The sequence below is a fragment of the Bradyrhizobium liaoningense genome (assembly GCF_018130825.1).
In the GTDB taxonomy this organism is placed as follows: Bacteria; Pseudomonadota; Alphaproteobacteria; order Rhizobiales; family Xanthobacteraceae; genus Bradyrhizobium; species Bradyrhizobium liaoningense_B.
Window position 1 is genome coordinate 1031681 of sequence record NZ_JAFCJS010000001.1, and the last position, 18232, is coordinate 1049912.

Below are 18232 nucleotides of genomic sequence, written 5' to 3' on the forward strand. Positions count from 1 at the left end.
AGCAGTCATGACGGACGGTGCTGCGCAGTCCTTATTGTGTACGATGCCCCCGCGTCGCTCACTGTTCTGCAAGTACTTCGCGACGTTGTTTGTCGCCGCGGTCGTGCCTCTGATACTCGGCGCGGCCGTCGAGGCTTCTTTCGGTTACCGAGACCAGCGTCGCCAGATCAGCGCGGTGCTGCACGCCGATGCTCGCGCGGCGTCCGACAGGATCGAGGCGTTCACCGATGGCATCCGAGATCAGCTGGGTTGGATGGTGCAGCTTCCCTGGTCTGCCGGAGACGATGCGCAACATAAGATCGATGCCTTGCGCCTCCTCCAGCAGGTGCCTGCAATCGTTTCGGTTTCGCTTCTGGATGAGACCGGCACCGAACGGGTCTTTGTTTCCAGGCTGCTTTTGAACAGGACCGGGCGCGGCATTGATATGTCTACGGATCCCGCTGTTATGGGCGCACGCGCCAACAAGGTTTGGTACGGACCGGTTCAGTACCAGCGAGATTCAGAGCCCTACATGAGGATAGCGGTTGCCGGGAGCCTGCCGGCCGCGGGGGTTGCGATCGCCGAGGTCAATCTGAAGCTGATCTGGGATGTCATCGCAGCCATTAGAATTGGCGAGACCGGCTACGCCATTGTTGTCGATGACTCCGGTCATCTGATCGCACATCCCGATATCAGTCTGGTTCTGCGCGGCCGCGCCAGCTCGGACAGTTTCGGCCGGATCAAGCATCTCGTTGGCGCGGCGAGCGGAGCGGCGGTGATAACCGGGGACCAAGGCAAGCCGGTGGTGGCGCTATCCGTTCAGGCCGCCGATGTGGGATGGACGGTGATCGCGATGCAGCCGGCCTCGGAAGCCTTTGCATCAATTCGCGCGGCGTTGTGGCGCTCGTCAATTCTCATTGTCTTTGGTGTTCTTATCGCGCTGGCGCTCGCCTATTGGCGCGCGCACAGAATGTCCGGCCCGATCAAGCAACTGGAAGAGGGCGTGGAGCGGATCAGAACCGGACAATTCGAGCATGGCATCAAAATCTTCAGCGGTGACGAGTTGCAGCAACTGGCGTTGCGCTTCAATGAAATGGCTTCTGAACTGGCGATCTCGCAGCAGAAATCTGCGCGGATCGAACGGCTGAAGCAGTTCCTGCCATCACAGGTCGCCGAATTGGTCGAGCATTCTCATGAACTGCTCGAAGGGCAGCGACGTGAAGTGGCCGTCATTTTTGGCGACTTGCGCGGCTTCACGGCGTTCTCCACGCGCAATGAACCCGATGTCATCATGGCCGTCATGCGCGAGTACTACGAGGCCGTCGGCGCCGTGACGACTCGTCACGAGGCGACGCTCATCGGCTTTGATGGCGACGGAGTCATGCTCCTGGTCAATGCCCCGGTCGCATGCGAACAGCCGGCAACTCAAGCGGTCCGACTCGCGATCGACCTGCAAATGACGGTGCAGTCCCTTGCCGGCAAATGGTGCGACGCCGGCCACGCGATCGGCTTTGGTGTGGGCGTTGCCATGGGACCGGCAACGGTCGGAACGGTTGGTTATAACGGTCGGCTCGACTACACGGCGATGGGAGCCGTGGTGAATTTGGCGTCGCGGCTCTGCAATCTCGCGAAGGACGCGCAGATCCTGGCTGATCCCACTATCGCTGGAAGGGTAAGGGATAGCGTTCCGTTGGCATCGCTCGGACAGCGGACCATCAAAGGCTACGACGAGGCCCTCGAAGTCTTTGCTGTCGCACCTGCTGACTTGCCGTTCAAACCGCCGGGCTCGGGACAACGCCGGCGAGAGAAAGAGCCTCAGGACCACTGATACCCCGGCGTCCGGACGGCTAGCGCGTCGCCAGCACCACCGCGGCCAGCGTGAAGACCAGCCCCGCGATCTGCCCTGCCCCGAGCGGCTCGCCCAGCGCAATGGCGGAGGCGACGACGCCGATCACCGGCACCGCCATGGTGCCGATCGCGGCGACGGACGCCGGCAAACGCGCCAGCGCGGCGAACCAGCTGACATAGGCGATGCAGAACTGCACGACGGTGGAGTAGACCAGCAGCCACCAGCCGACCGGCGTCACCTTGTCCAGATGCGTGGTCTCGACCAGGAGGCCGATGACCGAGATCGGCAGGCAGCCGATCCCGATCTGCCAGGCCGCGGCCGTGATCGGCGGCAGATGGATCGGGTACTTCTTCGAAAACACCGTGCCGACGGCAAAGCCGAACGCGCCGCCCAGCGCCATGATGATTCCCGGCAGCTTCTCCGCGCTGGCGGCAATGCCGTTGCCGCCCATGATCGACGCAAGGCCGGCAAAGGCCATCACCAGCCCCAGCGTGCGCAAGACCGTGGGCCGCTCACCGAGCACCGGCCATGCGATGATCGAGGCCCAGACCGGCATGGTGTAGGCGATCAGCGCCGCCTCGCTCGCCGGCAGCCAGAGCAGCGCCAGGCCCATCAGCACCATCCAGCCTGTGACGTTGAGCATGGCGGCGGTGAGCAGGCGGGGCCAGACCCCCGGCTCCACCTTCAGGCTCTGCCGGCGGACGAGCGCCAGCGCCGCCAGCAGCACGGCCCCGAGCACGCCCGTAACCCCGCGCAGGGTGAGCGGCGGCAGCTCGGCGAGCAGGAATTTGGTCACCGGCCAATTGAAGCCCCAGCCGATCGAGGTAATCGCAAGGAACATCAGGCCGGCCGGGGCGATGCGCGGTCGCGCATCCCGGCGAGTCGAATCATGCATGTGGGTAGTCCGGCAAATCGGGCTCAGCTTGGCCCGGATTCGCACCTCCGACCACCACCTCGGCGGGCATGCCTGCCCTCACCCTCCGTAGGGCTACGTGAGTCCTGGTGACGCAATCCCATTGCTCAAAAATATAGCTGCCCTGTGAACAGCGGGATGAAGGTCCGCATCGTCACGGAATGCAAATTTTTTCAGTTGGGAATCCCTGAGGACTCACTGATACTTGGCACAACAACAGGCGCGGGCATGCCCCCTGTTATCCCCCGCAATCCACCATATTTAGTATTTGATTCAGGAACTCGCACTAGTTCTTGACGGGCGCAACGGAGAGTCCTAGCTTTCGGTCCGTTCGGCGCGAGTGAGTTTGCGTCCCGCCGGCACTCCCCCAAAGGGTCTCGCAAATCACCACTCCGCCGGCCAGCCAAAGGCAGCGGAATAAGGGCTTGTCTGCCCTGTGAAAGGGACTTTTCGGGCGCCAGAACGGGCCGGCAAAAGGCTCGAATGGCATCGGTTGAAGAAGTGACGTTGTGGGGCGTTGAACGCATGTCGCGCGCATCCCGTTGGGGCGGATGAGCGTGGACATGCCGGCGGATGATCGATGCACGCATCGAGGAATCGCGTCGGGAGAAACTGGGCCGGAATCCACCGGCTGAACTGCGAAGCCTTTGGGCCGATGAGGCTCTCGAGGAAGCGCGAAGCGAAATGACGACCCGGCACGCCCTCAACGAGGGGCGGGACCGGTCAAAGATAAGGACGGGGCAAGACCATGCGGATTGAGCGGCGCCACACCACTTCAGGACAGTCACCTTACGCGGGAATCGAATTCCGCCTGACCACGTCGGAGATTCGCAATCCCGACGGCTCGGTCGTGTTCAAGCTTGATAACGTCGAGGTGCCGACCGAATGGTCGCAGGTCGCCTCCGACGTTCTCGCCCAAAAGTACTTCCGCAAAGCCGGCGTCGCCGCGCGCCTGAAGAAGGTCGAGGAGGAATCCGTCCCCTCCTTCCTGTGGCGCTCCGTGCCCGATACCGAAGCCCTCGCCGCGCTCCCGGAGAAAGAGCGTTTCGTCAGCGAACTCAGCGCAAAACAGGTGTTCGACCGCCTCGCCGGCTGCTGGACCTATTGGGGCTGGAAGGGCAAGTATTTCTCCTCCGACGAGGATGCCCAGGCCTTCTATGACGAGCTCCGCTACATGCTCGCCATGCAGATGGTCGCGCCGAACTCGCCGCAATGGTTCAACACCGGCCTGCACTGGGCCTATGGCATCGACGGCCCCGGCCAGGGCCACTATTACGTCGACCCCTTCACCGGCAAGCTGACCAAGTCCAAGTCGGCCTACGAGCACCCGCAGCCGCACGCCTGCTTCATCCAGGGCGTCGGTGACGACCTCGTCAACGAAGGCGGCATCATGGACCTCTGGGTCCGCGAAGCCCGCCTGTTCAAATACGGCTCCGGCACCGGCTCCAACTTCTCCCGCCTGCGCGGCGAGGGTGAAAAACTCTCCGGCGGCGGCCGCTCGTCCGGCCTGATGAGCTTCCTCAAGATCGGCGACCGCGCTGCCGGCGCGATCAAGTCGGGCGGCACCACGCGCCGCGCCGCCAAGATGGTCGTCGTCGACGTCGATCACCCCGACATCGAGACCTATATCGACTGGAAGGTGAAGGAGGAGCAGAAGGTCGCCGCCCTCGTCACCGGCTCGAAGATCAACCAGAAGCACCTCAAGGCGGTGCTGAAGGCCTGCGTGAACTGCGAAGGCTCGGGCGACGATTGCTTCGATCCCGAGAAGAACCCGGCACTCCGCCGCGAGATCAAGCTCGCGCGCCGCAGCCTCGTGCCTGACAACTACATCAAGCGCGTCATCCAGTTCGCCAAGCAAGGCTACAAGGACATCCAGTTCGACACCTACGACACGGACTGGGATAGCGAAGCCTATCTCACGGTCTCCGGCCAGAACTCCAACAACTCGGTCTCGCTCAAGGACGACTTCCTGCGCGCCGTGGAGACCGATGGCGACTGGAACCTGAACGCCCGCACCTCCAAGAAGGTGACGAAGACGCTGAAGGCCCGCGACCTCTGGGAAAAAATTGGCTACGCCGCCTGGGCGTCGGCCGACCCGGGCCTGCACTTCAACACCACGATGAACGACTGGCACACCTGCAAGGCGTCCGGCGACATCCGCGCGTCCAATCCGTGCTCGGAATACATGTTCCTGGACGACACGGCGTGCAACCTCGCCTCGGCGAACCTGCTGACGTTCTACAACACCACGACCAAGCAGTTCGACGTCGCCGGCTACGAGCACCTCTGCCAGCTCTGGACCATCGTGCTCGAAATCTCGGTGATGATGGCGCAGTTCCCCTCGCGCGCGATCGCCGAGCTCTCCTACGAGTTCCGCACGCTCGGCCTCGGCTACGCCAATATCGGCGGGCTGCTGATGACCATGGGCCTGTCCTATGACAGCAAGGAAGGCCGTGCGCTCTGCGGCGCGCTGACCGCGGTGATGACCGGCATCACCTACAAGACCTCGGCCGAGATCGCGGCCGAGCTCGGCACCTTCCCCGGCTACAAGAAGAACGCCGCGCACATGCTGCGCGTCATCCGCAACCACCGCCGCGCCGCGCATGGCGAGGCGTCCGGCTACGAGGCGCTCAGCGTCAACCCGGTGCCGCTCGACCACGCCTCCTGCCCGCAACAGGACCTCATCACCCATGCCAAGGCGGCCTGGGATGCGGCGCTCGAGCTCGGCGAGAAGCACGGCTATCGCAACGCCCAGACCACGGTGATCGCGCCCACCGGCACGATCGGCCTTGTGATGGACTGCGATACGACGGGCATCGAACCGGACTTCGCGCTCGTAAAATTCAAGAAGCTCGCCGGTGGCGGCTACTTCAAGATCATCAACCGTGCGGTGCCCTCCGCGCTGCGCGCGCTCGGCTATCGCGAGAGCGAGATCGCGGAGATCGAGGCCTATGCCGTCGGCCACGGCTCGCTCTCCAACGCCCCCGGCATCAACGCCTCGACGCTGAAGGCAAAAGGCTTCACCGATGAAGCCATCGCCAAGGTCGAGAAGGCGCTGCCGACCGCCTTCGACATCAAGTTCGCCTTCAACAAGTGGACCTTTGGCGAGGATTTCATCCGCGACCAGCTCGGCATCGGCGCGGAAGCCATTGCGGCTCCGGGCTTCGACCTGCTCCAGGCCGTGGGCTTCACCAAGCGCGAGATCGAGGCGGCCAACGTCCACATCTGCGGCGCGATGACGGTGGAAGGTGCCCCGCACCTCAAGGCCGAGCACTATCCGGTGTTCGACTGCGCCAATCCCTGCGGCAAGATCGGCAAGCGTTACCTCTCGGTCGAGAGCCACATCCGCATGATGGCGGCGGCCCAGCCCTTCATCTCGGGTGCGATCTCCAAGACCATCAACATGCCGAACGACGCCACGGTGGAGGACTGCAAGTCCGCCTACATGCTGTCGTGGAAGCTGGCGCTGAAGGCCAACGCGCTCTATCGCGACGGCTCCAAGCTCAGCCAGCCGCTCAACTCGCAGCTCATCAGCGACGATGAGGACGAGGACGATGCGGTCGACCATCTCTACGAGAAGCCGATGGCGGCGCGCACCGCCCAGGTCTCGGAGAAGATCGTCGAGAAGCTGGTCGAGCGCATCATCGTGATGCGCGAGCGCGAGAAGATGCCGGATCGCCGCAAGGGCTACACCCAGAAGGCGGTCGTCGGCGGCCACAAGGTCTACTTGCGCACCGGCGAGTACGATGACGGCCGTCTCGGCGAGATCTTCATCGACATGCACAAGGAAGGCGCCGCGCTCCGCTCCTTCATCAACAATTTTGCGATCGCGGTCTCCCTCGGTCTGCAATACGGCGTGCCGCTCGATGAATATGTCGACGCCTTCACCTTCACCCGCTTCGAGCCGGCGGGCCCCGTGCAGGGCAACGACAGCATCAAGTACGCGACCTCGATCCTCGACTACGTCTTCCGCGAACTGGCGGTGAGCTACATGTCGCGCTTCGACCTCGCGCACGTCGATCCCAACGAGACCGGCTTTGACGCGCTCGGCAAGGGCGTCGAGGAAGGCAAGGAGCCGGACGAGGACGGCGGCCACCACGCGACCAGGCTGGTCTCGCGCGGCCTCACCCGCTCGCGGACCGACAACCTCGTCGTGATGCGCGGTGGCTCGACCGCGGTCGCCCAAGGCAACGACAGCGCCCCCGCCGGCGGCAGCAAGGTCACGGCCCTCGCCTCGCACGGTGCGTCAGCCCGTGTCGGCGACGCCCTCGAAGGCGCCGTCGCTCTGAAGCAGGAAGTCCAGCACGACCTCTCCCCCACGGAGAAGCTCGAACAGCTGCAATGGAGCAAGGCTGGCACCGCGCAAACCATCGTCCCCACCAAGGCCGAGCGCCGCGCCGAAGCCAAGGCCAAGGGCTACGAGGGCGAGATGTGCTCGGAGTGCGGCAACTTCACGCTGGTGCGGAATGGGACCTGCATGAAGTGCGATACTTGCGGCAGCACGACAGGGTGTTCGTGAGGCGGTAGAGCGTCTCGAGGATCGTTAGATCCGGACAATGCGAAGGGCGGCCTTTCGGCCGCCCTTTTTATTTCAGCAACCTCATCGCTTAATGCGTCGGGCCCCTCGCTCCTCAACGCTCGTCATTGGCCACCGCATTGCTGCGTACCCGTCTCGTAGCGCGCCTCGCCGCTTTCCTCGCAACCCAGCGCGCACGAAGCTGCTTTGCGGCACGAAAGGTTCGTGGTGCCACGACCTGAAATGCCATTGAGGCTATTCCGGCGACCACTCCTTTCACCACGTCGAAAGCGAAATCGGGTCCAAAATACTCCCACATGACCCTGCCTCCTTCTCGCGAAGGCTCCGCCGGGCGGAATGGGCAGATTGCGAACATGAAAAAGCCCCGTCCGTCACCGGCGGGGCCTCGGAAAAATCTCTGTGCGCCCTGTTCAGCGCACACGAAATCTCTCGGTACACCCGCTCATGGTGGACTCGATGAACCAGCTGCAAAGCATGGCTGTGCGATGAAAAACGCCCATAGCGATCACCCAGAAATTTCGAAATGCGAAGGCGCCAGATGCGCAATGCCAAACGCGCGCACGAGAGGCCCGTTGGCGGCAGATAAACAGACTGGACGGCCGCCGTCTGTGGAGTAATTCACAATTGCGGTATGACTCTTTTGGCGCACGGCGATTGGCCCTGCCGCTGCGCCAACCAAAGCCCGCACAGTCAGCCAGAATGTCCACTTCCCATCGTCCACTCCTCCCTCGACTGCGCAGCGTTAGGCGGCGCGCCCAGTGGGCACGAAAGAAGTTCTCGCGCGCACCACGGATGGTTCGGATCGCGGCCGGCCTGGCTATCCTGCTCGCAGCCCTCGCCCTCCTGAACCTCGCCTATCACGTCATCCGCAAGCCAACCGAACTCTTCGTCCTCGTCGGCAATTCCCTCGACAAGGAGCCGGCAGAGACTTGGGCGAGATACGCCCCCCTCTTCCGCACCTACTCCACCACCACCATCACCCCCGAATTGCTGGCCGCGCTGGCGCAGGTCGAGAGTTCGGGCAACCCGGTGGCGCGCACCTACTGGCGCTGGCGGTGGAGTTTCAATCCGCTGGCGATCTACCGGCCGGCCTCCAGCGCCGTCGGGCTCTTCCAGATGACCGATCCGGCCTACCGCGAGGCCGCGCGGTTCTGTGTTCGCGGCAACGCGGTCACGGAGACAGGGTGCGGCTTCACAAGCTTCTACATCCGCGCGATCCCGAGCCACGCCATCGAGCTGACGTCGGTGTATCTGGACCGCCAGGTGGCCATGGTTCTCGGCCTCGCGGGCGATGTGAAGGCGAGCCGCGAGCAGAAGCAGGATCTGGCCGCCTTCATCCATCTCTGCGGCGCAGGTCCCGCCACAGCCTTCACGCGTCGCAAGTTTCAGATGATCGCGGGGACACGCTGCGGCGATCACCTCGTCGCGGGCTATGTCGGGAAGGTCAACGCGATGAAGCGGCAGTTTCTGCGGCTGGCGGCGGAAGATCCGTAGATCGATAGGGTGGGTTAGCTGGCGGTCGCGCGAAGCGCGGTCCGCTGGCGTAACCCACCACCTCTGCGCGCGCCGAGATGAAAGAGGTGGGTTATGCCGAGGGACTGCGCTCCGCGCAATCGCGGAGCTAACCCACCCTACGGCCCTGCCGATGCCCGGCAAAATCTCACCACATGGCCGCCACGCAAGCGACAACCCACAATCGCGATTTCAGCGCAAACGCGACGGAGGCTTGCGGGCTTCAGCGATATTCAGGAGCCATTTGCAATGTTGAGTAGGATAGAAAATAAGCCAACGGGAAAATCCGGCCGGCGCGGCGGGAAGAAGAAGGCCGGGCAGCGGACCGGGGCCGGCGAGCAACACGCAACTGCAGCGCATCCATTGCCGGATGCCTCGGTGGAGATCAGCCAAGAGAACGAGCAAGAGAAACGGCAAGAGAACGAGCAAGAGAACAGGCAAGAGACCGAGCAAGAGGTAGAGACGAGCCCACCGATCAGTGCGCAGGTACCCTCGCCCGCAGCCTTGCCGTCCGGGACAGAGATCGCTGCCAGCGCGCCCGTCGCACCGGTGGAACCCTCCCTGGCCGGCACGCAGGCGATTGCCGATGCCTATAGCGGCTACATCAAGACGTCGCTTGAGCACGCCTGGACCTTCCTGGAAAAGCTCGCGACGGCGCGCTCACCCGTCGAGGCCTTTGAGCTTCAGATGGAGTACGCGAAACAGGTGTGCGACTCCTTTGTCACCGAATCCCAGAAGATCGCCGTGTTGCATGAACAAATGACCAAACAAAGGGTCATGCATCTTGAGGGGTTCGTGGCCAAGCTCACGCAGACGACGCTCGAAATCCGCGCGACTCGTCACTAACGACCGGAAGCCCTGCCCACCATTTGACGTGATGGGCTCAACCCATCCTGCGTCCGACCGGTCGTTGTGTCCCGTCAGTGCCTGGACCTAAGAACCGCCTGGCGTTCAGTACCCTGACTTGCTCGAGCCGGTGGTCGGCCTCGTGCTCGCGCCGGTGGTTTGACCTGTGGTTTGACCCGGGGCGTAGCTCGACGCGCCGGGGCTGGTGCTCTTCGCGGACTTCGCGTGATGCTTCTTCTTATGCCCAGGAGCGTAGCTGGAAGCGCCCGGCTCGCCCGTCTTGGAACCCATTTTCTGCATCTCATGACCTGGCGTCTTGCTCGATACACCCTGAGCAAACACGGCTGGCGCTGTAGCCATGACAACGGCAGCCGCAAGCGCGATGATCCTTGCTTTCATGTTGTCCTCCTCCGAAAAGCCCCCTCGAGGAAACGGAATGAACCAGCGCCCGTTCCTCCAAGGGAACGTTCATGGTGAGAACAGCGCTGCTCAACTGGCTCCTCTCGGCGCCGCAACCCTATGAACAGGTTTTTCGCAACGGATCATGCCGCAGGGCAAAACCGATCACGACTGTTCGATCAGGATCGGTGAACCGAGCTCTTCGAAACGAAACAGCTGAAACACCCGCTGGCCATTGAAGTCGAGCACTCTCAAATCATCGGTCTCGTGCAGGTTGCTTTCAACCGCATGAAAGTGCCCGCCGTAGCGCTCCCTGGCCAGCGACAAGGGAACCTCGAACGCGACGAACTTGCCGATACCTTTTTGCCTGAGCACTCCAAGAAGCTTCAGGTCGTTCAGGGACTGATGCGAGGTGAGAACAAGCAGCGGACCGCTCGCCGTAAGCAGCAAAAGCGATTTCATCGGATCCTCCTTTGCACCCTACCTGATCTTCGCCAGGCACTCCTTCAGGCGCTCCAGCTCCGTACGGACCTGTGCCTCCATGGCGTCTTGCAATGCGAGGATGCCCCTGCTGGACAATTCTGCAGAGGCCTTTCTGTCCAGATTCTGCTTCCAATCACGGATGCCTTGCCTGGTGGCCCGCTGGGCCTCCGCCGTCGTCTTGGCGTATTCCTTCATGCAGGCGTCGGCCATCGAGCATGTCTGGCACTCCTGGGCGGCGGCCGGACTTGAAAGAAGCAGGGCGAGTATCGCGGCAGGGACCTTCATTGCGATTCCTCCCGCGACAGCATAGCACGTCGCAGGGATGCCTGGGGTAGCAGCCGCCGGCTGTTTCAGTGCCGGAAAATTCAAAGCGATCGCGCGACAACGCCGTGTCGCGCATCGTGTGCCGAGCCCGCCATAATTTTTCCTTGGCACACGCGTTGTGTCTGATAGCGGCGAGACCTATCCTTCCCATGATCGGACTGCCTCCCATTGACGCCCGACCGGATGGAGAGCGCATCGGTGCCTGAAACGAACGACCCCAAACCTGATACCGACAAGCCTGATACTTCCAAGCCTGATGCCGCCAAGCCGGACGAGGCGCGCGCCGAGGGAGGGCTGGCGCGGGCCTATGACCGGATCAAGAGCGCAGAGGAAGACCTTGCGCGGCTGGACCGGCTGGTTTCCGGAATGGAACGCGACAGCGAAGGCAAGCGAGCCTCGCACGCAAGCCCTGGTGCGACGGCAGCCGCCACTCCCGGAAACAAGGCGTCGACGCCGGATGCGAAGGTTCCGAAGGTCGCGGTTCGCGATCAAGGCTTGAAGGGAGATCGGACCATGATGCGCGCTTTGGTCGGCCTCGTGCTGGCGATCGGCCTTCTCGGCGCTGCCTTCGCTTCGCAATATCGCGATGAGGCAAAATCGATCAGCCAGTCGATCATCGCACGATGGGCCCCGCCGGCCGCGAACAGTTCCCCGCAAGCGGCCGCGGTGGAAAGCCCGGCGCAGCCGCAGGCCGTACTGCTGGCTGCTGCGGGTGAGCCGAGCCCGGTGCCGGCGCCGCCGGTGCCTAAGGACACGGAAAGCGCCCCGAAGCCCGGCGCCACGGCGCCCGAGGCGTCATCGTCCGAACTCGCGCAATCGCTCAAGGCCATCACGAGCGAGCTTGCGAGCATCAGCGGCAAGCTCGAGCAGCTGAAAAGCAGCAACGAGCAGACCCTGCGCGAGCAGGCCGCCACCATTCAACAGCTCAAGGCGGCGCAGGAGAAGGATGCGGCAGACAAGGCGCGCCTCGCCGCGCAGGTCCAGGCGCTGCAAACGCAACTGACCACGTCATCCGCGCCTGCAGCCGCCAAGCCCGTCGTGCGCAGCGTGATGAACAACGAAGCGCGCGCCCGGCCGCACGTGCCTGACGCCGCACCCCGGCGGTTCAGGCCGCCGCCGCGCGGCCGCTGGATGCCTCCGCCCTACGACCCCTACGATCCGGATTGGTAGCCCGAAAGGCGCGGAGACAGTGCCGTAGGGTGGGTTAGCCTGCGGCGGCGCGAAGCGCAGTCCGCTGGCGTAACCCACCTCTTGATTTCCGCGGAGGCAGAAGTGATGGGTCACGCTGCGCGAGCTGCGCTTTGCGCAGTCGCGGGAAGCTAACCCACTCTACGGACCTACGCCCGCCTCACCGGACTTCGGTCATCGACACCGTGGCGGCGATCCCGGTCATCTCGGAATCTTCCGGTGCAAGCTCCTCATCGGGAGACGGGCCTACCGAGACTTCCGCCATTCTGCGCTTGACGTGTTCGCATGTCTTGCGGACGTCCTCGGTGAACAGCGCGCATTCTTCGATGCGCTTGAAGATCTTCCGTCCCTCTTCACGATACCCCGCCGCCGTTTCCCGCATGAAGGCGATCGCATCATGGACCTGGGCCGTCAGCGCCTCGCATTTTTGCGCGGCGTCGATCAACTCGGTGCCCATGGCCTCGATCTCTTTTGCGGCTGACTCATAGTCGCGAATGACCGCCTCTGCACTGAGCGCGCCGACGCGCGTGACGCCCGCGGTGTGCTCGACGTAATCAGGCAATGCAATGGAAGTGAGAGAGCTTCCCGAGCGTACCGACGAAATGTCGGCCTCGAGCTGAACCAGATTCACGCCTTCCCGTCTGCGCAATTGTTCAACACTTGCCATGATTGGTCCTCCCAATACGCACCCAGAACCCCAAACAGTATTGGGTTTATTACGGGGGTAAGTGGCATTCCACCCCGATGTATACTTGACAGTCGCAGCTTTGCCATTTTTTCCCGATCGTTGACGCCGCACGCAGCGATGAGGGGTTCATCATCGCGCAACCTCCCATGGTTGCGGGCTATGCCGCCAGGGTCAACGCGATGAAGCCGCAGTTTTGCGCGTGCGGCGGAGGACGGGGATTGGCAAAGGAGCGTAGCCCGGATGAGCGCAGCGACATCCGGGGAATGCCTCGGCACAACGTCCCGGATATCGATTCGCTCATCCGGGCTACAGTGCCGTAGGGTGGGCAAAGGCGCACTTGCGCCGTGCCCACCATTTTCTGTTGAGGGAGCGTTGGCGGGCACGCTTCCGCCTTCGCTCTTCGAGCTACGGCGGACAAGTCGCTTTGCCCACCCTACGAATTGTCGATCATTACCACCAATACGGCCAGCGCCACGCCTCGTAGCGAATATATGACGGCACCAGCGGCGGGCCGTAGGGATCGACCCGGTCGTCTTCAGGGCGATAGCGATAGCGTGGAACGATATTGTAATCCCACGGCGTCGGCCTCAGCACAGGCGCGGTGACGATCAGCCTCTCCTGCGGTGCGCGAACGACTTGCGCCTTCCGCGTCCGGGCTTCAGCACCCGATATCCCCTGGCTGCACAGCACCAGGGCCGTTCCGAGCGCACAGGCGAGCGTCATTTTTGTCATGCGTTGGCCTCCCTGCCACCAGAGTGCAAAAGGACTCACGGCAAGGCAAGCGAATTCGCTTCCTCACGCCCGACGCACCGCCTGCGCTGCGACTGGCGACATGCCGCCATCAGAGGTCGTCGCAGCGGCCGGCGCCATCCGGTCAGCGCCGTGAGTCCCGCCTGGCCTGTGCCCTCTTGTTGGCCTGCGAAACCCGACCAATCTTCGAGGGAGGAAGCTTGACGATCCGACGACGGCTCGGCAGCGCACGCATGCCGTCACTTGGCGTCGGATGATTTTCCGGGCGCGCGAATTGCCTCGCCCGGCGCAGCGCCAGCGCCCGTCGGGCCGCTTCTCCCAGCTCGCGCCGTGCTTCGAAGTTCTGGACTCGTCTCAGCTCCTTGTTGACGCGCTTGAGGGCGGCAACAAAAACTTCCTTGCGCCGGAACGTGTTTGCTCCCGCCCCCGGTGTGCGGCGTCCAGCAGGATCAGCCGAACCTTTCGCGACGCGTCGTTGGCGGTGCGCGAGCGTTCGTTCCTTGTCGCGAAGGTCACGCAGGAGCTTGCGCAATTTCTCCAAAGCCGCGCGATCGACGTCTCCGATCGCGGGATGGTGCGACGTCAGAACAATCTGCTGCTCGTCATGGTTCAAGATGCTGGACTCGAATTTACATGGCCTCGACATCCTTCTCCTCCTTCGATGAACGGGAACGCCAGGGAACATCGCTATCAAGCACCACATCCGCAGCCGCGAGCCGGCGGAAAAGCGCCCTGCGGCGGGCAATCGGAGGCCACGCGTAAAGAAAGATGTCGGACGGCTTCCAGATCGCAACCCAGCCGAATATCAGGAAGCTCTCCTGCAGGATCCGGGAAACGGGATTCTCGTCCAGCTTTAGCGACACGAGCCAGCCGAGCACCAGGCATAACGACAGGATGGAAAGGCCAACCGCAAGCGAGAGCCGCCCGGTCTTGAACAGCTCCCGCATCTCTCTGGTCATCGCCTGGCTTCTAAGGTCGAAATGATCCTTCACCGCGATGACGATGTCGCTTGCGGACGGCTGCGCAAGCTCGTCCGGCGGCAGGTGAATGACGATCGCGATGGGCGCATCGATCGGCAATTCCTGCGCACGGCCCACGATGTAGTCTTCGGCGTCGAGCGCAAGTTCACTTTCCCTGAATGGCGACGGATCCAGCGTGTTGAAGAGCTGCGACACCTTCCGAAGCTTCAGCTCGATGCGGCCGGTCGGCATGGCCATGGCATCCATCGTCACGTTTGGCCGTGCCAACGTGTCGCAACCGATCGCTTGCCGCCATCGGGAAATGTACCGAGGACCGGGGGCGTCGTACCGATCTCGACTCTTCGACGATTATGGCAGCAAGCTTGACCCGGATGAGCGGCTTGTCGCCGTAGCCAGGATTGCGCGCCCCTACGCGCGCGCCCGGCGCACCGCCTCCGCCAGCTTCGTCCTTTGCTTGTCCCATCGGGACCGCTCGGCCTCGGCGCGCTCGTCGAGAGCGGCGCGCGCGGCTTCGATCTCCTCGGTGCGCGCCGCGTGCTCCTGCCTCGCCTCGTCCAGCGCCGCCTCGGCCGCGGCGACCGCCTTGTCGCGGCGCGCGCGCTCTTTGGCGCGGGCGGCATCCTCCTTGCGGCGCTCGGCCTCGCGCCGCCGCTCCTCCTTCTCGAACGCCGCGGCGGACTTGCGTGCCTCTTGATCGTCGCGCTTGCGGGATGGTTTGTGTGCCGTCCTGGCGGCACGCTTGCCCGGCTTGGGCTTACGTTTGGGCTTGTTCTCCGCGTCGGCGAGAGCGGTCGGCAGCTCCGCACTCTCGGCGAACGGGCCGTCCGATCCGACCGGACGCTTGAGCACGACGCCGGGCTTGGCCATGGTCGCGGCGACGACGTCGGGATCGTCACTCTCTCTGGCAACGCCCTGGTGGAACAGATTGGAGCTGGCGCCCCAGGCCTCGAGCGCCGCCTTCATCGAGGGGGCCGCGACAGCCTGGTCGTAGAAGCCGAGCGAGGTCTGGTAGGTCCTCAGTTTTCTCTTGAGTTGTTTTGGCATCTCGCCCCGCGGCCTCGCGACGCATCAGCTCCCGGTCGTCGCACGGCGCCACAATGCCATCATGCCCCTGTTTTGCCCGACGGGTCAAATGCTGTTCGGTATCGCCGAAGTCGCACCGAACGGCAGGCTCTCGAGTCTCGCTCGTCCCCATGGGGCGGCTTTGCCCGACGGGTCACGCAATTTTCGGTATCGCAGAACTCTGAAATCCCTGATGTTTTCTACTGTGCATGGGGTTGTTTTCGATGTTTTTTGTTTGACGGGCAATTCCGCGAGGTGCCGGGCGCGTGGTCCGGCTATCTCTCGAGCAGCGCGTCATATCCCTTCGCACTGAACGCCAGCAGACAAAACCCGTGCCCGAACGGATCGGCCAGCATGGCGATCCGCCCATAGGGCGCATCGCGCGCCGGCATCTCCAGGATCGCGCCGGCGCCAAGCGCGCGCGCCACCGCGGCGTCGACATCATCGACGACCACGTCGATATGCAGCGGCGTCCAGTGCCGCTCGTAGCGGCGGCGATCGCCGCCGGCGCCCACCGTGCCGGCCTGCTTGGTCAACAGATAGACCGGCGCCGGCCAGCCGAGCAGCTCGACGAAGTCGCCACCGAAGCGGCGGCTGACAGTCAGGCCGAAGGCGGCGGTGTAGAAGGTCGTGGCTTGCGCGACATCGGGGACGTCGATGTTGAGCAGGAAGGTCATGGCGGGCTCGCTCCGCGATTTGCAGGGCGAGCGTAACGCGGACCAAGCTGCGTGCAATCCGGGATGGTGCCGCACGTTCCTCCAAATTGATTGGCGTCAAGGGGCTGGCGTGAGACACATCGGACCATAGAAAACGAAGTGTCCGCCGCCGAGCGACGAATCACGGCATGAACAACGGAAGGATCACCATGAACGGCAATCGCTATTACGGCGTCCGCGTCGAGGGTGCGAAATACGGCGTGGGCTTCGGCTCGGCGCTCGCCATCGCGATCTCCTACACCAACAACCATTCGATCCTGTGGGCGATCATCCACGGCATCCTGGGCTGGCTCTACGTGATCTTCGTGGCGCTGTTCCGGTGATATCGCACCGGCAGGCGGCGCGTCCTTGAGCTTTTGCTTGCTTTCCCGGTTCCCGCCCCTACGGTCGCGCCGCGAATGAAGCGCTCAACGAGACAGATATGACCGACACGATGAAATGCCCTGCGTGCAGCTCCGAGCACGCCTATCAGGACCGCGACCTCTGGGTCTGCCCGGAGTGCGGCCACGAATGGAGCGGTGCGGCGGATGCGGCTGCGGACACGGCGCCGGACGCCGGCGTGCGCGACGCCAACGGCAATGTCCTCGCCGACGGCGACAGCGTCATCGTAATCAAGGATCTCAAGATCAAGGGCTCCTCCTCGGTCGTGAAGGGCGGCACCAAGGTGCGCAACATCCGCCTCCAGGACGCCAGCGACGGACACAACATCGCCTGCAAGATCGAAGGCATCGGCGCGATGAACCTGAAGTCGGAGTTCGTGAGGAAGGCCTAAGGAGGGCCAGCGGACCCGCGCGGTAACGCTAACGCCGGTTCCTTCCCCGGAACGCACAATTCCTCTTATCCAATCGGGAAAAATGTGTAATCTGGCTCCTGCCGGGCAGGCCTTTGTATCGCGTAGCTATTTTATCGACCCGGGGCTGGCATTTCGACGACGCGTTTGATTGCATCACAGCTTTGAGACTTGAGTGGCCGCCCCTAGGGGCGGCCTTCCCGTTTTCGGGGTCCAGCCTAGCGCTGCCGCTGCGCCAGGTAGAATCCGCACAGCACCGTCACGAGGCCGGCCGTCTGCAACAGCGTCGGCGGCTCGCCGAGCAGGAGCCAGCCGGTCAGCAGCGTCAGCGCCGGCACGCAGGCCGGAAACACCGCGGCGCGGGCGACGCCGAGGCGCTGGACCGAGACGGCGAACAGATAGAGCGCGGCGGGACCTGCGAGCACGCCCTGCGCCAGCGCCTGGATTGCGTTCTCCCACACGCCGATCGCCGCGACGTGAGCCAGCCCGCCGGTCGCGATGTAGAGCGGCAGCAGCAGCAGCGACAGCACGTTGATGACGAGCGCCGCCGACACGGCCGAGACGCGCCAGTGCCGCAGCGCCGCACCGAAGCCGGCGAACATCAATCCGGTCAGCACGAAGATCAGGTCGCCCTGCACGCCTTCGGTGCCGATATGGCCGATCGATTCCGCGCCGATGATGCCGAGACCGGCGACGATGATGATGGCCCCGGCGAGCCGCGAGGCGGAGATCCGCTCCTTCAGGAGCAATGCTGCGAGCAGGAGGCCGCCGAGCGTGGCGCAGGAGGGCTGGATCACGCTGCCATGGCCGAGCGGCACGAACAAAAAGCCGGTGTAGGAGATCAGCGACATCACGGGGCCGCCGAGCACCATCAGCACAAGGCCCCTGCCCCAGCCGATGCCGCAGAGATCGGAGATGCCGGCGCGCAGGACCAGCGGCAGGAACGCGATTCCCGACCAGACATAGCGATGCACGAGGAGATCGACCGGCGTGAAGCCGACCTTCAGCCCATGCCGCGTGCCGGCAAAACCCAACGCCCAGAACAGCGCCGCCGACAGGCCGCAGACCACGCCGAGAAGCGCTGGTGCCGCATCGTTGTTCTGAGTGAGAGCGTCAGCGCCGCTCGTCCGCTGATCCATGGATCAAGCGATATGTCGGCAGACGCCGCGGCTCAACCCACGTAGGCGCAGGGCTGGCACGCAACGTCGTGACGAAG

General features: G+C 63.8%; 18 protein-coding genes. 7 read left to right on the forward strand and 11 right to left on the reverse strand.

Annotation, left to right across the window (positions count from 1 at the left end; all coding sequences use genetic code 11):
• The first annotated feature begins 7 nt into the window (after positions 1 to 7).
• Positions 8 to 1807: a cache domain-containing protein gene (locus JQ603_RS04940; protein ID WP_212336978.1), complete on the forward strand. Its 1800-nt coding sequence runs from the start codon at positions 8 to 10 to the stop codon at positions 1805 to 1807.
• Between the two features lie 19 nt (positions 1808 to 1826).
• Here the strand turns inward: JQ603_RS04940 and JQ603_RS04945 are convergent, their stop codons facing one another.
• Positions 1827 to 2723 (reverse strand): DMT family transporter, encoded by an 897-nt coding sequence (locus JQ603_RS04945; protein ID WP_212336980.1) that lies wholly within the window; start codon positions 2721 to 2723, stop codon positions 1827 to 1829.
• Positions 2724 to 3489: 766 nt separating this feature from the next.
• Between JQ603_RS04945 and JQ603_RS04950 the strand changes: the two genes are divergently transcribed.
• From JQ603_RS04950 to JQ603_RS04960, 3 genes are all read left to right on the forward strand, one after another.
• Positions 3490 to 7260: a vitamin B12-dependent ribonucleotide reductase gene (locus JQ603_RS04950; RefSeq protein ID WP_212336982.1), complete on the forward strand. Its 3771-nt coding sequence runs from the start codon at positions 3490 to 3492 to the stop codon at positions 7258 to 7260.
• Between the two features lie 717 nt (positions 7261 to 7977).
• Positions 7978 to 8772 (forward strand): transglycosylase SLT domain-containing protein, encoded by a 795-nt coding sequence (locus JQ603_RS04955; protein ID WP_212338197.1) that lies wholly within the window; start codon positions 7978 to 7980, stop codon positions 8770 to 8772.
• Between the two features lie 267 nt (positions 8773 to 9039).
• On the forward strand, positions 9040 to 9636 hold the full coding sequence (locus tag JQ603_RS04960) for a phasin family protein (RefSeq protein ID WP_212336984.1): 597 nt from the start codon (positions 9040 to 9042) through the stop codon (positions 9634 to 9636).
• 105 nt (positions 9637 to 9741) lie between these two features.
• On the opposite strand, the gene JQ603_RS04965 is transcribed toward JQ603_RS04960, so the two are convergent.
• From JQ603_RS04965 to JQ603_RS04975, 3 genes are all read right to left on the reverse strand, one after another.
• Positions 9742 to 10035 (reverse strand): hypothetical protein, encoded by a 294-nt coding sequence (locus JQ603_RS04965; protein ID WP_212336986.1) that lies wholly within the window; start codon positions 10033 to 10035, stop codon positions 9742 to 9744.
• 165 nt (positions 10036 to 10200) lie between these two features.
• Positions 10201 to 10497, reverse strand: coding sequence for a cytosolic protein (locus tag JQ603_RS04970; RefSeq protein ID WP_211406704.1), 297 nt, complete (start codon positions 10495 to 10497; stop codon positions 10201 to 10203).
• A gap of 18 nt (positions 10498 to 10515) precedes the next feature.
• The gene (locus tag JQ603_RS04975; protein ID WP_212336988.1) at positions 10516 to 10803 is read right to left on the reverse strand and encodes a hypothetical protein; all 288 of its coding nucleotides are present in this window, start codon (positions 10801 to 10803) and stop codon (positions 10516 to 10518) included.
• 222 nt (positions 10804 to 11025) lie between these two features.
• On the opposite strand from JQ603_RS04975, the gene JQ603_RS04980 reads away from it, so the two are divergent.
• Positions 11026 to 12012, forward strand: coding sequence for a hypothetical protein (locus JQ603_RS04980; protein ID WP_212338200.1), 987 nt, complete (start codon positions 11026 to 11028; stop codon positions 12010 to 12012).
• Between the two features lie 178 nt (positions 12013 to 12190).
• Here JQ603_RS04980 and JQ603_RS04985 read toward each other — a convergent pair whose 3' ends face one another.
• The 6 genes from JQ603_RS04985 to JQ603_RS05010 all read right to left on the reverse strand — a co-directional run bounded on the left by JQ603_RS04985 (position 12191) and on the right by JQ603_RS05010 (position 16187).
• Positions 12191 to 12697, reverse strand: coding sequence for a hypothetical protein (locus JQ603_RS04985; protein WP_212336990.1), 507 nt, complete (start codon positions 12695 to 12697; stop codon positions 12191 to 12193).
• Positions 12698 to 13168: 471 nt separating this feature from the next.
• Complete coding sequence (locus JQ603_RS04990; protein ID WP_212336992.1) at positions 13169 to 13450, reverse strand: hypothetical protein; 282 nt, start codon at positions 13448 to 13450, stop codon at positions 13169 to 13171.
• A 142-nt stretch (positions 13451 to 13592) separates the two neighbouring features.
• The gene (locus JQ603_RS04995) at positions 13593 to 14081 is read right to left on the reverse strand and encodes a hypothetical protein (protein ID WP_245003374.1); all 489 of its coding nucleotides are present in this window, start codon (positions 14079 to 14081) and stop codon (positions 13593 to 13595) included.
• A 16-nt stretch (positions 14082 to 14097) separates the two neighbouring features.
• Positions 14098 to 14685: a hypothetical protein gene (locus JQ603_RS05000; protein WP_212336996.1), complete on the reverse strand. Its 588-nt coding sequence runs from the start codon at positions 14683 to 14685 to the stop codon at positions 14098 to 14100.
• A gap of 171 nt (positions 14686 to 14856) precedes the next feature.
• Complete coding sequence (locus tag JQ603_RS05005) at positions 14857 to 15492, reverse strand: cell envelope biogenesis protein TolA (protein WP_212336997.1); 636 nt, start codon at positions 15490 to 15492, stop codon at positions 14857 to 14859.
• Between the two features lie 293 nt (positions 15493 to 15785).
• Positions 15786 to 16187 carry a VOC family protein gene (locus tag JQ603_RS05010; protein WP_212336998.1) on the reverse strand — a complete coding sequence of 134 codons (402 nt, stop codon included), beginning with the start codon at positions 16185 to 16187 and terminating at the stop codon, positions 15786 to 15788.
• 167 nt (positions 16188 to 16354) lie between these two features.
• Between JQ603_RS05010 and JQ603_RS05015 the strand changes: the two genes are divergently transcribed.
• Positions 16355 to 16549 (forward strand): hypothetical protein, encoded by a 195-nt coding sequence (locus JQ603_RS05015; RefSeq protein WP_212338277.1) that lies wholly within the window; start codon positions 16355 to 16357, stop codon positions 16547 to 16549.
• Positions 16550 to 16647: 98 nt separating this feature from the next.
• Positions 16648 to 16998, forward strand: coding sequence for a zinc ribbon domain-containing protein YjdM (locus JQ603_RS05020; RefSeq protein WP_212337000.1), 351 nt, complete (start codon positions 16648 to 16650; stop codon positions 16996 to 16998).
• A 236-nt stretch (positions 16999 to 17234) separates the two neighbouring features.
• Here the strand turns inward: JQ603_RS05020 and JQ603_RS05025 are convergent, their stop codons facing one another.
• Positions 17235 to 18155, reverse strand: a complete 921-nt coding sequence (locus JQ603_RS05025) for a DMT family transporter (protein WP_212337002.1) — start codon at positions 18153 to 18155, stop codon at positions 17235 to 17237.
• Positions 18156 to 18232 lie beyond the last annotated feature (77 nt).

Excerpts from the sequence above, each read along its gene's own strand:
- JQ603_RS04945 (WP_212336980.1), bottom strand. The coding sequence starts at position 2,723 with ATGCATGATTCGACTCGCCGGGATGCGCGACCGCGCATCGCCCCGGCC.
- JQ603_RS04950 (WP_212336982.1), top strand. The coding sequence starts at position 3,490 with ATGCGGATTGAGCGGCGCCACACCACTTCAGGACAGTCACCTTACGCG.
- JQ603_RS04960 (WP_212336984.1), top strand. The coding sequence starts at position 9,040 with ATGTTGAGTAGGATAGAAAATAAGCCAACGGGAAAATCCGGCCGGCGC.
- JQ603_RS04970 (WP_211406704.1), bottom strand. The coding sequence starts at position 10,497 with ATGAAATCGCTTTTGCTGCTTACGGCGAGCGGTCCGCTGCTTGTTCTC.
- JQ603_RS04975 (WP_212336988.1), bottom strand. The coding sequence starts at position 10,803 with ATGAAGGTCCCTGCCGCGATACTCGCCCTGCTTCTTTCAAGTCCGGCC.
- JQ603_RS04955 (WP_212338197.1), top strand. The coding sequence starts at position 7,978 with ATGTCCACTTCCCATCGTCCACTCCTCCCTCGACTGCGCAGCGTTAGG.
- JQ603_RS04985 (WP_212336990.1), bottom strand. The coding sequence starts at position 12,697 with ATGGCAAGTGTTGAACAATTGCGCAGACGGGAAGGCGTGAATCTGGTT.
- JQ603_RS04965 (WP_212336986.1), bottom strand. The coding sequence starts at position 10,035 with ATGAAAGCAAGGATCATCGCGCTTGCGGCTGCCGTTGTCATGGCTACA.
- JQ603_RS04990 (WP_212336992.1), bottom strand. The coding sequence starts at position 13,450 with ATGACAAAAATGACGCTCGCCTGTGCGCTCGGAACGGCCCTGGTGCTG.
- JQ603_RS05020 (WP_212337000.1), top strand. The coding sequence starts at position 16,648 with ATGACCGACACGATGAAATGCCCTGCGTGCAGCTCCGAGCACGCCTAT.
- JQ603_RS05010 (WP_212336998.1), bottom strand. The coding sequence starts at position 16,187 with ATGACCTTCCTGCTCAACATCGACGTCCCCGATGTCGCGCAAGCCACG.
- JQ603_RS05005 (WP_212336997.1), bottom strand. The coding sequence starts at position 15,492 with ATGCCAAAACAACTCAAGAGAAAACTGAGGACCTACCAGACCTCGCTC.
- JQ603_RS04980 (WP_212338200.1), top strand. The coding sequence starts at position 11,026 with ATGGAGAGCGCATCGGTGCCTGAAACGAACGACCCCAAACCTGATACC.
- JQ603_RS05000 (WP_212336996.1), bottom strand. The coding sequence starts at position 14,685 with ATGGCCATGCCGACCGGCCGCATCGAGCTGAAGCTTCGGAAGGTGTCG.
- JQ603_RS04940 (WP_212336978.1), top strand. The coding sequence starts at position 8 with ATGACGGACGGTGCTGCGCAGTCCTTATTGTGTACGATGCCCCCGCGT.
- JQ603_RS05015 (WP_212338277.1), top strand. The coding sequence starts at position 16,355 with ATGAACAACGGAAGGATCACCATGAACGGCAATCGCTATTACGGCGTC.
- JQ603_RS05025 (WP_212337002.1), bottom strand. The coding sequence starts at position 18,155 with ATGGATCAGCGGACGAGCGGCGCTGACGCTCTCACTCAGAACAACGAT.